Origin of the sequence: Blastopirellula marina, from assembly GCF_002967715.1 — a bacterium.
Taxonomy (GTDB): Bacteria; Planctomycetota; Planctomycetia; order Pirellulales; family Pirellulaceae; genus Bremerella; species Bremerella marina_B.
In genome coordinates, this window is sequence record NZ_PUIA01000038.1 from 104,731 (window position 1) to 119,948 (window position 15,218).

The window sequence follows — 15,218 nt, forward strand, 5'->3', positions numbered from 1 at the left end:
CACACAAGGAGAAACCCGTCATGCCTCGACTGCAACCGATTTCATTGGAACAAGCCGAAGGTAAGCAGCGCGAGCTTCTAGACGCTGCAAAGAAGAAGCTCGGCAAGCACATCAATATCATCGCGACGATGGCGAACTCGCCGTCGGTGTTGGAAGCCTACCTCGGCTTTTCCGGAGCGATGGGGCATTCGCAGCTTTCGGCCAAGGCCCGCGAAGCTGTGGCGATGCGAGTTGGTGAAAAGAACCAATGCCAGTACTGTGTCTCGGCTCACACGGCCATCGGCAAGATGGTTGGTTATACCGAAGAAGAGACCGTGAAGGTCCGCCAAGGAGAAGCTGCCGACGCGAAGGAACAAGCGGTACTCGATCTGACCGACGCGATTGCCCAGACCAAGGGCTTCATCAGCGACGATCAGTTCAACGCCGCGAAAGCAGCGGGACTTAGTGATGAAGAAATTACCGAAGTGGTTGGCCTGGTGGCCTTGAACTTCTTCACCAATTTCTTCAACCACGTTGCCGGGACGGAAGTCGATTTCCCGGAAGTCGAACTATTCGCTGAAGCGGTTTAAGATCGCCTCTTCTGCGGAAACAATGCGGCCAGTGCAGTGCACCGCTGGCCCTGTTGGTTTCCTTCTATTCCGGTCGAACAGGCAGATACTGAAAGCTGTTTGCTTTGTCGATCCACTGCTTCTGGCCATAGACGCCGACGTCGTCTGTTCTGAATGCGCGAAAACCAAGCTTGGTCGCAGGTGAGTCTGCCGCAAGGGTGAAGTTGAACTTCTCGGCATCGGCAAAATTGGGGTCCGCAATGATCGACCCGGTTTCGTGCCCCAGCGATTGCCACTCTTTGAGCGATTTGCCTTCAAAGGTGACCGGCCTGCCAGAGGCATCGAAGTAACAGTTGTTGGAACTGTCGTGCTTGATCTTGCTCCACTGGCCGTGCAGTAGTTCCCCTTGATCGTAATAGACGATGTTCCGCTCAAGGACGAACGACCGATGTGGTTCGACGCGTGTTGCTTGCAATTGATAGAGCTGAGCGAATGCCAGGATGTTGTTGCGAACGATGTTGTCTTGGCCGTAGTGCTGATGAAACCCGCCGGTCTTGGTACGGTAGACGAGGTTGTCCTCGAAGAGGATTCCGCTGCTCCCTTCGTCGGTGTACATCCCCCAGCCGCCATAGCTGTAGGCATGAATGTCGTGGAAGATGTTGCCACGGACGACCGTACCTTCCGAAGGACCAAGCGTGTAGATGCCTCCCATATCGCTCAGCACGCCGTAGCCCAGATGATGGACATGGTTCTTGGCAATGGTGTTTCGCTTTGCGAAGCTTTCGTCGTAGCCCCACCGCCAGCCGACCGAGATGCCGGTGTAGAAGTAGTCGGCGATCTCGTTATGGGTAACGCGATTATCAGGACTATGGCCAATCCACAGACCGACGGCACACGGGAAAATTCGTCCGCCGCGATTGAGGATATTGTTATCGATGGTGATGTGATCGGTCTGTTGTTTTGGATCGCGGCGCATGCTAGTTTCGCCGATTCGTACGCCGCCGGCACCACAATCGTGAACCCAGGTTCGCGTGAGCGTGCAGTGCTGGCATCCCTGGCGAAACCAGATGCCGTAGATGCCGACGTGGCCGATCTCGCAGTCGGCGATGGTGACATGCCGGGCACCATCGAGCAAAACGGCGGCCTCAATGGGAGAAGCGGCCTGGCTGGGCTCGAAGCCACCTTTAGGCGTCGTCCAGCGTGCGTGCAAGAAACGCAGACCGCGCAGTTCAACGTGCTGAACTAACTGATCCGCGTCAGGTTTACCGCGCACGATCAGCAGCTTCTCAAGCCGCGGCACAATCATCTGCATTTGCGATGGATCTTCTCCTGCTCGTGGGAAGTAGCGAATGACACCGTCGGTGCCCGCATGCCACTCGCCAGGTGTATCGAGGGCCGCGGCGAAGTTTTCGAGGCGGATCTGGGTTTTCTCGTCGAGGGGATTCCACCCCTTCATCTTTCGCCCGAAGGTCACCATCGCGTGCTGCTCTGACTGAAGCTGATCGAGATGCCGCCGCGTGTTGTCCCATTTGTGAAAGGCCAACAGCTGAACCTGAGGCAGTTCTTCGGGCATGATATTGGCAAGTGTGGCCGCGTAATCTTGGCCCGTTAGATGAAGCGTTTGCTTGGTGGGTCCTTTCGCAGGAGCGTCTTCCGTTACGCTGGTCAGGGTGTACAGCCCCTCGTCTGGTTCGCGGGCCAGCGTGGTTGGCTGCTCGCCGGCGATCAGTTGTTCGGGAAGAGGTGTGCGAAGCTCGGTGGGGAGAGTGGCCAGCCAGAACTTGCCCTCCTGCTTCCAGCCAGAAACGACGCTTCCTCCGGAGAAGATCGGGGTGGCCCCTTCCATCGCTCGGTAGAGGATGGGGCGCTCTTGCGTGCCGCTATCTTCCGGCGTCAGCTCAAAGGGAGATGCCAGGAGATACGTCCCATCGGCAACCCAAACGGTGTGGGCTTCATCCTGAGCATGATTGCGAATGGCATCGCGAGCCCTGGCAAGTGTCGCGAATGGAGCGGTCTGGGTGCCGGCAGCTTCATCGCTGCCGCCAGGGGCGATATACCAATCGGCGGCTGTGGCAGGCACAACAAGAAACAGGAGCAGCCAGAGCGGCGCAAAGCGATGCAGCTTCATGGGACCAGTCCGTAGTTGGGCAGGAATCGTCAAGGCGGGAAGTTGGAGGGATATTCCCTATGATAGAACAACATCGCCGAAAGACCAAACCCCGGGCAGCACGACTAGGGGTAAGGTCTGGATATGAGAGTTCCTATCGGGAGGTTACCTGTTCGAGTCGCAGTTTGGCCTCGTCGAGCATGTTAGAGCCCCACGGCTTGTCTTGAAGCAGTTGGATCACACCTCGATAAATGCGCTCGGCTTGGACAGGATCGTCCGAAGAAATTCGCTGGGCATAGTCGAGTCGCTCGCGAATGGAAATCGTTTGCTGCTTGCTCTGGCTGGCAATGGCCGTATTGAGTTGCTTGAAACGTCGTTCTGCCAGAACCAGGCAGCGGGCAACATCCCCTTGCTGGGCATCGGATGGGCCGTAGGTCATGATCAATGCATGCAATTTGTCGCGCGCGGCGACAGGGTCGTACTCGTTCGTTTTCATCGCATCCAGGTAGATCTGTTCAACCGGGTGCATGCCCTGGTTGATTCTCCCCATCGAGGCGGCCAGGCGATAACGATTCTCTTGTCGGCGAAGATTTAATTCTTCTTTGAGTTGGGCGACATATTCCGAGCGGGGATCTTCCGGAAAGCGTTCCAGGAAGTCGTCCATCTGTTCGGTGACTTCGGCCAGGTTCCCGTCGTTTGCGCTCAATTCGATCGAGCGATAAACCTGATCCGCGTCGGGTTTTTGCGGGGCAATGAACATCACGGTCACGACCACGCCCAGTGCGATCAACAGGCCGCCGATCTGAAGGTAGTTAATCCACGCACTGCTCTTTTCGCGACGCGATTCTTCCTCGGACGTTCGCTGGCGCTGCTCGGCAACGGTGGTGAAGCGGGTTTGAGGGGCATCCTTTTTGCCTCGCTGCGTCACGATCGTTGCGGGGGCCTCAGTGGCTCCGTCGTGGCTCGGCGACTTGCGGTCTCGCCCGCTTTCTTCCTCAGAAAGCTGCATCGTGGGGGCCTCGGCAAGCTTTCGTGCTTGCGGATCGAGCGTGGGAGCCTCCTCCTCGGCTTCTTTCAATTCGTACTCGTCCCCGGGAGCGGATGGCGCTTTGGTCGAATGGTCGGCCAGGTGCAAGTCAAAGTCGGTCTCTTCGGGAAGTTCCAGCAAGGCTTCCAGTCGACGGCAAAGGGCCCGTGCCGTCGGGACTCGGTTCTCCGGATTCTTGTCCAGTAGCTGCGTGATCAATTGACTCAAGTCATTTGGCAGCGCCTCGACCAGGCGATCGATCGGAATCGGTTCGTTGTAGCGAAGCTTGTCGAGGATCTCGGTCACCGAGTTGCCGCGAAAAGGTGGCTGTCGCGCGAGCATCGCATACATGAGTGCTCCCAGGCTGTAGAGATCGGCCTTGGGAGTGACCCCTTCGCCAAAGGCCTGTTCGGGGGCCATGTAGTCGGCGGTACCGACGATACCGCCGGCCATCGTAACGCCAGTGGCACCGAAGAGACGGGCGATCCCGAAGTCGAGGATCTTCACTTTGTCGTCGCGGGTAATCAACACGTTGGCCGGCTTGATGTCGCGATGGACGATCCCCATGTCGTGGGCCTGACGCAGGCCAGACGCGATGGCCAAGGCATACCGGACGACGGTTCGCCAGCTTTTGATGGGCGTTTTGACGATCACCTCGGCCAGGCTACGGCCATCGACCAGTTCCATCGCATAGAACAACTCGCCATCTTCTTCACCAAAACCAAACAGGCGAACGATGTTGGGATGTTTCAACTGTAACAGCGTTTCGATCTCGCGTTGAAACCGTTCACGCAAGCCTTCGTTATGGGAAAGATGGCTGGGCAGGACTTTGATCGCGGCCTTGTCGCCGGTTCGTTCGTCGATACCACGATAAACTGTCCCCATGCCACCACTGCCAATCGTGGCTTCCAGGCGATAGGGGCCCATCTTTTTCTGGTCCATAACAGTGCTGCTCGCGGTTCGAGAAGTTTAGCTGAGAAAAGGAAGTGCCAGGGGACGTGTGTTTTATTATAGAAGCATACCCCGCGAACTTCGACGACGGCGGCACTATAGCCAGAAACAAATCACGGCCAAGCCCAGGAGGAGTGTAGCGATACTGTCGCGAACGCTCCACTGGTCGCTCGAGGCATTCCAGCGGACGTGAGAAATTACCGCTCCGGTCGGGCAGGCATACCGGCAGAAGCCCATCGGCACGAAGGCCGAGAAAATAAGCCCTCCGATGGCGATCGATAATGAAGCCCAACCCGAAATCGTGGGGACGTACGCATCAAAGGGTTCTAATGCGGCCAGGTTACCATCGATGACCGAGAAAGCGATGAGAATGCAAACCGCCAACAGCACCGCCGGCACCGCGGATAGGACCAGACGTAGCTTTTTGGGAATCTTCCAGTTCCATTTCGAGAAACGCAGAATCATCATCTGGGCGGCTCCATGCGGGCACAGGTGATTGCAGTAGACCTGCTTCTTACTGAACAAGGGAACCGCGAAAGCCGCGATCGCCACGGCGACCAGGCCAACGCACTTCTGCCAGGGAACCGGATGACTGGCCCAGCCGACAAAGAGAGCCATCGAAAGAATGTCCCCGGCGAAGAAGCCAAGATAAACTATCACGATGAATCCAAAACCGAACTGCACCCACTTCTTGCCGCGCAGATTGGTAAATGCGACGGCCAGGGCCGCGACAATGACCAGCAGCGTCACGGCATCTCGCCAGGTGAAAAGGATCGGCGCGTTTGCCAGTGGAGGCTTTTGGGTGGCCTGCATCTCTCGCTGATAGGCCGCCGCGGCGATCCCAATGGCCTGGGTTGCCGACTGGCTGGTCATGGTGGCCCCTGAAACCCCTTCAATTTCGGCTGCTTTCATGTCGAGCTTGGCGAGCTGATCGAGATCGTAACCGGCCAGGTATTCGGGAAAGGACCAGTCTTCGCGAACGTATCGCACGTAGGGGTCGTTGTCGTAACTTTCCCGCAGCGCGGCCGCTTTCAGCTTGCCTTCCATGTCCATCACCACCAACACGTCGGACGGCCCTTGATAGCCAACGTGCTGATCGGTCTGAGGACTGGTTCGCCAGGCGGTAGCGATTGACCTACCGTCGGCATCCACGACATGGAACCAGCCACGTGGCGAACGTTGGGAGATCAACTGTTTCGCCTCTGGCACGATCTCGGCGACTTCTTCGAGTGTGATCTCCTTCGGAAAACGATAGTTGGGTGGGTCGCTGCCGAGTGTCTTTGTTACCGACTCAATAATGGCCAGGCTCGTTAGCGTGGCTCCCGAGACGGCATCGAGTTTCGTCTTGCCTCCCAGATCTTCCGGTGATTTTTCGGCAAACTGTTTCAGAAACCAGGTTGCTTTCAGCACGGCGGCCAGGTGTTCCGGCGTATCTTTGCTGGAAAGGACTTGGACTCCGCGGATTTTGTTGTCGGCATCGACGATGACCAGCGAATTGGTGGGGCCTGAGAAGCCGATGATATTACTGGCGGTGGGCAGCGTGGTCACGGCCCAGCCGATGCGTTTGCCAGCGGCATCTTGAATGTAGGCCCCTTCGCGATCGGCCGCCGCTACCAGTAAGGTGGCAGCGGGGAGCAGTGCCTGAACGTCTTCCAGCGAGATCTCGGCCGGGTCGAGCGCGGCCTGGCTTTCGCGTTGGCTATGAAAGCGGATCAGCATCGCAATCGCTGCGATCAGCGCGAACCGGTATCCATGCAGAAGCAAACGCAGGCCGAAGGACCTGCGTTTCTTGGTTGGTACGTTGGCTGGGCTGATTTCTTCCGCCATGAAGGTGCGTTACTTCCCAGCGACGGGAATCAACTGAATCGCATCAGCGTGGATGTTTCCATCGCCGCGGGATTCAACTTCAACGTACGACTCTTCGCCTGGTTTGATGGTGAAGATGCCCAGCGAGTAGAAGCCACCGTCGATTGGCGGTTCTTCCTTCATGTTGATCACGGTCGTTTCCCGCGAGGTATCGATTGCCACGACGACGTTGGCCTTGGCCGTGCGATTTTCGTGCGGCAGGTAAGCGTAGCGAATCTCGTAGTTACCCGCCTTTTCGACTTTGATGGGGAAACGAATCTTGGCACCCTTTTCACCGGCGTAGAGATACCCGTGATTTACGTATCCCTTCAGGCCGGTTCCTTCAGTCCACTTGCCGGTCTTCTCAGCGTCGCGATCGTCGATGACGATACCGGCCAGCTTGGTGGGGTTGATACCCGAAGGGGGACCGTAAGGGGAAGTCGGCAGAAGGTTCGCTGGCATTTCAATCTCGGCATCAACGGTCTCTCGGCGAGCCTGACCAGGCAGGTTGAGCAGCGTGTCCATTTCGTCCCAGTGCTCTTCGTACACCTGGCGTGGCGAGCAGTCGTAGATCTTGCAGAGTGAGGCGGCCTTGCCGACAACTTCACCCATCATGCCGCAGGTCTTCATCACGCGAACGGTACCCAACGCTTCGTGGGTGACGCTGATGCAGCGTCCGGCCATGAACAGGTTCGGAACATTCTTCGAGTAGAAGCAGCGGTAAGGAACGGGGTAGCCATACGATCGATCGACACGCTGATCGTGCACGGCAATCGAAATGAACGGGTTGTCGGGGAACTTGTCGGCGAACTCCTTCTTGGGGTAATGCAGGTCGATCGACCAGGTGCTCGGCACGCAGCCATCTTTGAAGTCGCGTTTGGCCACAATGTCTTCTTCGGTCAGAATCACGTCGCCGATCAAGCGGCGTGACTCGCGAGGACCACCGACATAGGCCAGCCAGGTCAGTTCAGCGTTCTTGTGCTTGGAAGCCCCGTCACGATTCTTCATCGCGTTGAACGCCCCGTAAACGGCTCGCAGGTTCCAGTCGCGGATCGCTTCGGCACCTTGGATTGGGTCTTTATCGAAACCACTTTCCCAGAACCACTGGCCGTGATGGTCGCGTGGGTAAGGGAAGTCTTTCATCGTCAGGTCGAGCGCCCACGGCGTTTCGGGGAAGGTCGTTTCCTGGTCGGTTTCATCCCAACGCCACATGTTGCTCATGCCCATGCGACCTTTGTCGGTCTGGTCGTACAGGGCACCTGCCAACGCACCGATCGTGCCATGACCGGTACCATCGCAGAACAGAGCGCCTTCAAACTTGCGAACCTGGCTGGTGCGGGTATCGAACGCCGTGATCGAGGCGATCTTGCCGTCCTTCATTTCCAGGTCGTTAGCGTGGTGATTTAGGAAAAGATCGATGTTCGACTCGGCACGAACGATTTCTTCTTTCTTTTCGTCGCCGAATTCCTCGTAGGTACCAGGGGACTTCTTCGCTTTGTCGGCGAACTCTTCGACGATCTCACCGATGCGTGGGTATTTACCACGACGAATGTTACCCATCGCCCAGACGCGGACTTCGCTACTTCCGTTACCGCCAAGCACCGGGCGGTCTTGAATCAATGCTACTTTGCATCCCATGCGGGCCGCACTGATCGCGGCACCCATGCCGGAATAGCCACCCCCGATCACGACCAGGTCGTAAGGGCCTTCGGTCTTAATGTCTTCGGTAATGCCGAGCTGATCTTTACGCCACTTGGCCAGTTGGCTGCCACTGGAAGGTGGAGCGGCATTGGCGTTGGTGGTGAAGAAGATCGCGTCGCAGCGACCATCAAAGCCGGTCAGGTCCTTGATGCTCAGCGTGACGTCTTTCTTGTCGATGTTGACAACGCCGCCATCTTGCCAGAACCACTCGGCGCTCTCGGTGCCGAAGGTTTTGTCGAGCGGCTTACCATCGATCGCCACTTGAAACTTGCCAGGTGCGCCCTTGGCATTCCATTGAGCTACCCAATCTTTCGTGCGAACGAAGACATGGTAACTGCCGGTTTCCGGAAAGGTGACTTCCGTCTTAGCTTCCGCGACCGGCTTGCCAAGGCCATGGGCCAGCAAGTAGGGAGAGCCCATCTCGTTGATGAACTGGGTATCCAACTGCCAGCCGCCATGGTCGGCAAAGCTTTCCGCTTCGACCAGCAGATCGGCAGCCATCAACGAGGAAGACCAGCAACAGAGCAGGGCCGTCAGTGCGGCCGAGAAAATGCTTTTCATGCAAGAATCTATATTGGAAAAGGAATGGGGGCAGGGATGGTGGGTGTAGAAAGAAACTCTACAGACTTTTTAGTTTAACACATTACCCCCGGGGGTATGCAAATAGACCGCAGGATGATGTATCGTGCTGGGAATACCTCTGCGTGGGGGAAGTGGAGGAGGAAATTCAGGGATTCATCTTGCCAGGCAGATGGTTTACATGTAAAGTAAGTGAGACGGAGAAAGAAATGACCCCACGTGGACTAAAAGACGAACTCAAGAAACGCGATCCTTTCGATTCCAAGGAACAAGAAGCGATCCTCAACATTTTGAGGACTAGCGACCTGTTTCATAATCGTCTGGGGCGTTTATTGCGGGAGTATGGTCTGACAGGCTCGCAGTACAATGTCCTGCGAATTCTGCGTGGGGAAGGTAAACCGTTGCCTTCGTTGGAGATCGCAGGCCGACTGATTCAGGTCGTTCCTGCGATCACTGGTCTTATCGATCGATTAGAAAAGCAGGATCTGGTGAGCCGCGTCCGCTGTGAAAAAGATCGTCGCGTCGTGTACGTGGCCATCACGGATAAGGCTCTCGAGATTCTGGCCCAGATCGATCAGCCTCTGATGGAGATGCACAAGCAACTGATCGGCCATCTAAATCAGCAGGAACTTCAACAGCTGATCGAATTGTTGGAAAAGTCACGTGAAGCTGTAACCCGCGAGCCTGAGTAAGCATCTCTTTTTTTGTTAAATAGTTTACATGTAAATAGTTCACCTGGTGTTTTGTTTTTGAGGAGTTGGACCAATGAGTTTTCAAGACAAGGTCGTACTGATTACTGGCGGAACCTCTGGCATTGGTGAGGCCGCGGCCGTTCTGTTTGCGGGGCAAGGAGCGAAGGTCGTCGTCGCTGGGCGTCGCGAGCAATTGGGTACCGCCGTTGTCGATCGAATCAAATCAGCAGGAGGGGAAGCGGTTTTCGTGAAGGCGGATGTCAGCAGCGAGGAAGACGTGAAAAGCCTGGTCGATCAGACCGTCGAGAAGTATGGCCGTATCGACATCGCGTTCAACAACGCCGGCGTCGAAGCCGTGGGCATGGTGACTGACTTCTCGGTCGACGACTACCGCAAGGTGTTCGACATCAACGTGCTGGGTGTGTTTCTCAGCATGAAGTACGAGATCCAGCACATGCTGCAGCAAGGTGGGGGCGTGATCGTCAACACGTCCAGCATTGTCGGGCACGTGGCCATGCCGGGGGCCAGCATTTACATCGCCTCGAAACATGCCGTCGAAGGGATTACTAAAACGGCTGCGTTGGAATATGCCCAGCAAGGGATTCGTATTAACGCCGTGGCACCTGGGGCGACAGCGACCGACATGATCGATCGCTTTGCCGGAAAAGAAGGGGCTGAAAGCCGCCAGGCCTTGGCCGCACAACATCCTATGAATCGATTGGCAACGTCCGAAGAGATTGCCGCGGCGGTGGCGTATCTCGCTTCGGATGGGGCTGCATTTACCAACGGCGTGAGCCTTCCGGTCGATGGCGGTTACCTCGCCAAGTAAAGGAACTTGGTCATGATCAAAGTCCGAAAGGCAGCCGAGCGCGGTTACGCCCATCATGGTTGGCTCGAAGCGTATCACACGTTTTCGTTCGCAGGATACGTCGACCGCGATCACGTGCACTTTCGTTCGCTTCGCGTGATGAATGAAGACCGCGTGGCCCCCGGGCAAGGCTTCGGGACCCACCCGCATAACGACATGGAAATTGTCACGTACGTGCTGGAAGGTGCCTTGGAGCACAAGGACTCGATGGGCAACGGCGAGGTGCTGCGGCCAGGCGAATTCCAACGCATGACCGCCGGCACCGGCATCACGCATAGCGAATTCAACCCGTCGGCGGACGAGCCGGTTCACCTGTATCAGATCTGGCTATTCCCCGACCGAAAAGGGCATACGCCCAGTTACGAACAGAAGCGATTTCCCGACGATCAGTTGAGTAATCGGCTGCGGGTCGTCGCTTCACCGGATGCGGAAGATAGTTCGCTGCTGATTCATCAGGACGCGAAGATCTTCCTTAGCAAGCTTGAGGCCGGCGCGGCTGTCGAGCATCCTTTGGCCGAGTCGCGATATGCCTGGCTACAGGTACTGCGTGGCTCGGTGACGCTGAACGGTCAGCCACTTGCCACCAGCGATGGTGCGGCCGTCAGTGACGAGCGGATCTTGAAAATCGAAGCCGATGAAGACGCCGAGATCATGTTGTTCGATCTCGCCTGATCCCATCGTCTTTTCCAGAAGTGTCAAATCCAATACGAAAGTCAGCAATATGAATCCAATAGTACAAGGTCTTCTTACCGTGGTTGGACGGTTGTTTATCGTCACCATCTTTCTGATGAGTGCGCTGGGCAACAAGATCCCGCAGTTTAGTGGGGTGGCTCAGTACATGGCCTCGGAAGGGGTTCCGGCTCCCCAGGTGATGTTGGCCGGAGCGATCGTGTTTTTGATTGTCGGTGGGCTATCGATCCTGCTGGGTTTTTATGCCCGCGTGGGGGCCGTTTTGCTGTTTACGTTTTTGGTCCTGGCGACCTACTTCTTCCATGATTTCTGGACCATGGAAGGGGAAGCCGTGCAGGGGCAGATGATTCACTTCATGAAGAACTTGTCGATGATGGGAACTATGTTGTTCATCATGGCCGTCGGTTCGGGGCCGTGGAGTTTGGATAAGTTACTGGCCAAAGAGCAAGCTGCCGCCTAGCAACTCCCTCGCTCCCTTGTGGTGGTACTTACTCTTTCACAGGCACGTTCTCGTTCGCGGGAACGTGCTTCTTTATGCGCGTGGTAGGTCGACGGACAATGGATTATGCTAGGGCTATTCTCCTGTCCACTGCCACCGTTATTCCCGCGGAGTACTCCTCGTGATCCGAATCCTTTCCCTGTTTCCGCTTGTTGCATTCGCGATGGTTTCCCTCGCTCAGGCCGATGATGCTAAGAATCCGAATATCTTGTTTCTTTTTTCGGATGACCAAAGCTACGAAACGCCTGGCTATGTTGGAATGACACAGGCCAAGACACCCAGTCTCGACAAGTTGGCCCAGCGGTCCATGTCGTTCTCGCATGCTTACAACCAAGGCTCGTGGAGTGGCGCGGTGTGTGTGGCAAGTCGAACGATGCTCAATTCGGGGCGATTCGTATGGCATGCCAACGATATCTACAAGACTTCTGAGAATGAACGGGCAGCCGGTCGGTTCTGGTCTGAGTATATGAAGAAGGCCGGCTATCGAACGTACATGACCGGCAAGTGGCATGTGCCAGCCAACGCGGCCAAGGCCTTCGACGTTACGGGGCACGTTCGCGGAGGAATGCCGCAGCAAACGCCGCAAGGTTACAACCGCCCGAAGAGTGCCGACGATACCCAGTGGCAGCCATGGGACACAAAGTTTGGCGGCTTCTGGGAAGGTGGCAAGCATTGGAGCGAAGTGGTCGGAGACGAGGCCGTAGGCTTCCTGGAAGAAGCAGCAAAGGACGATAAGCCGTTCTTTATGTACATCGCATTCAACGCGCCGCACGATCCGCGACAGTCCCCTAAAGAGTTTGTCGAGATGTACCCGGCCCATGAAGTAGAAGTGCCAGAAGACTTTCTGCCCGAGTACCCCGAGTGCAAACAGATTGGCTGCCCACCTAGTTTGCGTGACGAGAACCTGGCCCCCTTCCCTCGCACTAAGTATGCCGTTCAGGTCCATCGGCAAGAGTACTTTGCCATCATCACGCACATGGACCAGCAAATTGGTCGCATTCTTGAGGCGCTAGAAAAGTCAGGCAAAGCGGATGAAACGTTCGTCTTCTTCACGTCCGACCATGGACTGGCATGTGGTCATCATGGGCTGATGGGGAAGCAGAACTCGTACGATCACAGCATTCGTGTGCCGCTTTTGGTTTCCGGCCCAGGCATTAAGCCCGGCAAGCATGAAGCCGCCGTCTACCTGCAAGATGTCATGCCCACGACCTTGGAACTGGCACAGGTCGAAAAGCCAGAGCACGTCGAGTTCACCAGCTTGTTGCCGCTGATTCATGGCGAGAAGACGGAATCGTACGATGCGATCTACAACTGCTATCTCGATCTGCAGCGGTCGATCACGCAGGATGGCTTCAAGCTGATGGTCTATCCCAAGGCCAATCGCGTGAAGCTGTTCGACCTGACCAACGATCCCACGGAAGTGAAGGACCTTTCGACCGACCCTGCCCAGGCCGAGCGAAAGCAGCAACTATTTGCGACCTTGCAAAAGTGGCAAGCGAAGGTCGGCGATAAGCTTAAGCTGAACGCGCAGCTCGTGAAGTAATTGCCGTGCCCTAAGGATTTTTGCCCGGCGATTATCGAAATGACAGCCGGTGTTCTAAATTCGCCTGAGAAATATTCCGTACGAAAATGTGCCTCCGGGAGAAACCTTTCGGGGGGCTCCAGGGTATGTCTGATAGAGGAATCGGACTAGCTTGATCGATCGCTGCTGGTAATAGGAGCGGCATCGCGTACGATTTCCGATAACGGTTAGCGACGTTCCGCGATTCAATTATGGAGTAGGCAATCGTGAAATGGTGTTCCAGCATCTTGTCGGCAGTCATCCTGCTTGTGGGGGTCAGTGGTTGGCTTCTGGCGGAAGAAGTGGCGTCTGTCCCTGAAGTTTCTTCGTCGATCAACGTGACCCGGCAAGACCATCAAGGGAACGTGCATCAGATTGCCGCCCACTCGCGGAAAGCGGTGCGAGTGTTTGTCTTCATGACCGGCGAGTGCCCCGTTTCGCGGACCTACTTTCCCGTTTTGAATGATCTATACCAGGCTTGGGGCGCGAACCAGAAAGATGTCCAGTTGCTGGGTGTCTGGGCCGACGTGACGCAAACACCTCAGGATGTGGCTGGCATGGTCAAGGAGTTCGCGATTGAGTTTCCGGTGCTACTCGACCGGGACGCGAGCCTTGGCAAAGCCTTGAAACCAACCACGGTTCCGGAAGTCTTCGTGCTGGATCATCACGGCGAGATTGCGTACCGGGGACGCATCGATGACCGGTTTCTACAATTAGGTTCTCGAAAGCCGGCGGCAACCGAAGACAGCTTGAAGCAGGCCGTCGAGAAGGTGGCTGCGGGGATGCCCATTTTAGAGCCGGTGACCAAGCCGGTGGGTTGCTACTACGAACTTCCGCCGATCCCAAGTCCCACGGAGGCGACCCTCACGTTCAATCGCGACATCGCGCCGATCTTGAACGCCAACTGCGTGGTATGCCATCGCGAAGGCGAGGTCGGACCGTTCACGCTGACCAGTTATATGGATGCCGCTAAGCGAGCCCGACAAATTGCCCAGGTGGTTGATACGAAGCTGATGCCACCGTGGAAAGCGGCTCAGGTGCACGGCGAGTTCGAAGGCCAGCGGACGCTGACCGATCGCGAGATTGAAACCTTAAAAGCGTGGGCCGTGTCGGATCGCGCCGAAGGAGATGCTGCCGATCTGCCTCCACTGCCGACCTTCGCGTCGGATTGGGTCTTGGGCGAGCCAGACCTGGTGCTGGAGATGGAAGAAGACTTTGAAGTGCCGGCCGGCGGAGCAGACATCTTCCGCAACTTCGTCATTCCGTATGAGATTCCAGAAGACAAGTTAGTGGCGACCGTTCAGTTCAAGCCAGGCGATGCCAGCGTCGTACACCACTCGCTTCTTTATCTGGACAACTCTGGGAAAGCCCGTGCCAAAGACAAGGCCGCAGCTGGTCCAGGCTATTCGACCTTTGGCGGTCCAGGGTTTGTTCCGTCGGGATCGATTGGGGGTTGGTCGCCAGGCAAAACGCCCCGTCCGCTGCCGGATGGTTTGGGACGAAAGATGCAGAAGGGTGCTGACCTGGTGATGCAGATTCACTATCACCCCAGCGGCAAAGCGACCAAGGATCGCTCGAAGGTCGGCATCTACTTTGTTGAAAAGCCCAAGAACGAAGCGTTCGCGATTTGGACGTCGTCGCTCGATCTCGATATTCCGCCAGGGGAAGAGGAGTACAAAGCCACTGCGTCTTACAAGCTGCCGGCGGAAGTCACGCTGCTCAGCTGCATTCCCCATATGCATCTATTGGGGCAGCAGATGACTGCCACGGCTTATCTGCCGGATGGGACGTCCCAGGTTTTGATCGATGTCCCACAGTGGGATTTCAACTGGCAGGATGAATACATGCTAGCAGACCCCCTGCGGCTTCCTGCTGGGACCAGGATTGAAGTGATTGCCAGCTACGACAACTCGGAGAACAATCCGACCAACCCGAGTTCGCCTCCGCAGCGTGTTACCTTTGGCGAAGAAACTACCGACGAAATGCTGTACTGCTTCTTCCTGGTGGCCGCGAAGGATCAAAGCACGATTCCCTTAGTGGTGGGGGATGTCTTCACACAAGAGGTGCTGCGGCGTTCGGCCCATCGCCTGAAAATGGGGCGTTAAGAAGCCCCAACGGCGCACCGTTCGCGCTGCTAGCATGCAGGGCGA

At 56.5% G+C, this 15,218-nt stretch carries 11 protein-coding genes; 7 read left to right on the forward strand and 4 right to left on the reverse strand.

Annotation, left to right across the window (positions count from 1 at the left end):
- Nucleotides 1-20: 20 nt before the first annotated feature.
- Nucleotides 21-569: a carboxymuconolactone decarboxylase family protein gene (locus C5Y96_RS14270; RefSeq protein ID WP_105354529.1), complete on the forward strand. Its 549-nt coding sequence runs from the start codon at nt 21-23 to the stop codon at nt 567-569.
- Nucleotides 570-633: 64 nt separating this feature from the next.
- Here the strand turns inward: C5Y96_RS14270 and C5Y96_RS14275 are convergent, their stop codons facing one another.
- From C5Y96_RS14275 to C5Y96_RS14290, 4 genes are all read right to left on the reverse strand, one after another.
- A complete protein-coding gene (locus tag C5Y96_RS14275) occupies nt 634-2,676 on the reverse strand; it encodes a right-handed parallel beta-helix repeat-containing protein (RefSeq protein ID WP_105354532.1) in 2,043 nt (680 codons plus the stop codon).
- Nucleotides 2,677-2,809: 133 nt separating this feature from the next.
- Entirely contained in the window at nt 2,810-4,624 is a 1,815-nt protein-coding gene (locus tag C5Y96_RS14280; protein WP_105354535.1) for a serine/threonine-protein kinase, read from the reverse strand.
- Nucleotides 4,625-4,729: 105 nt separating this feature from the next.
- Nucleotides 4,730-6,460 carry an FMN-binding protein gene (locus tag C5Y96_RS14285; RefSeq protein WP_105354538.1) on the reverse strand — a complete coding sequence of 577 codons (1,731 nt, stop codon included), beginning with the start codon at nt 6,458-6,460 and terminating at the stop codon, nt 4,730-4,732.
- Nucleotides 6,461-6,469: 9 nt separating this feature from the next.
- The gene (locus C5Y96_RS14290) at nt 6,470-8,740 is read right to left on the reverse strand and encodes an FAD-dependent oxidoreductase (protein ID WP_105354539.1); all 2,271 of its coding nucleotides are present in this window, start codon (nt 8,738-8,740) and stop codon (nt 6,470-6,472) included.
- A gap of 227 nt (nt 8,741-8,967) precedes the next feature.
- Here C5Y96_RS14290 and C5Y96_RS14295 point away from each other — a divergent pair, with 227 nt between their 5' ends.
- From C5Y96_RS14295 to C5Y96_RS14320, 6 genes are all read left to right on the forward strand, one after another.
- Complete coding sequence (locus C5Y96_RS14295) at nt 8,968-9,450, forward strand: MarR family winged helix-turn-helix transcriptional regulator (RefSeq protein ID WP_105354540.1); 483 nt, start codon at nt 8,968-8,970, stop codon at nt 9,448-9,450.
- Between the two features lie 73 nt (nt 9,451-9,523).
- A complete protein-coding gene (locus C5Y96_RS14300) occupies nt 9,524-10,279 on the forward strand; it encodes a glucose 1-dehydrogenase (protein WP_105354542.1) in 756 nt (251 codons plus the stop codon).
- A 12-nt stretch (nt 10,280-10,291) separates the two neighbouring features.
- Nucleotides 10,292-10,990 (forward strand): pirin family protein, encoded by a 699-nt coding sequence (locus C5Y96_RS14305; RefSeq protein WP_105354544.1) that lies wholly within the window; start codon nt 10,292-10,294, stop codon nt 10,988-10,990.
- 49 nt (nt 10,991-11,039) lie between these two features.
- A complete protein-coding gene (locus C5Y96_RS14310; RefSeq protein ID WP_105354546.1) occupies nt 11,040-11,468 on the forward strand; it encodes a DoxX family protein in 429 nt (142 codons plus the stop codon).
- 160 nt (nt 11,469-11,628) lie between these two features.
- On the forward strand, nt 11,629-13,050 hold the full coding sequence (locus tag C5Y96_RS14315) for a sulfatase-like hydrolase/transferase (RefSeq protein ID WP_233198966.1): 1,422 nt from the start codon (nt 11,629-11,631) through the stop codon (nt 13,048-13,050).
- Between the two features lie 245 nt (nt 13,051-13,295).
- Entirely contained in the window at nt 13,296-15,173 is a 1,878-nt protein-coding gene (locus C5Y96_RS14320) for a redoxin domain-containing protein (RefSeq protein ID WP_233198967.1), read from the forward strand.
- Nucleotides 15,174-15,218 lie beyond the last annotated feature (45 nt).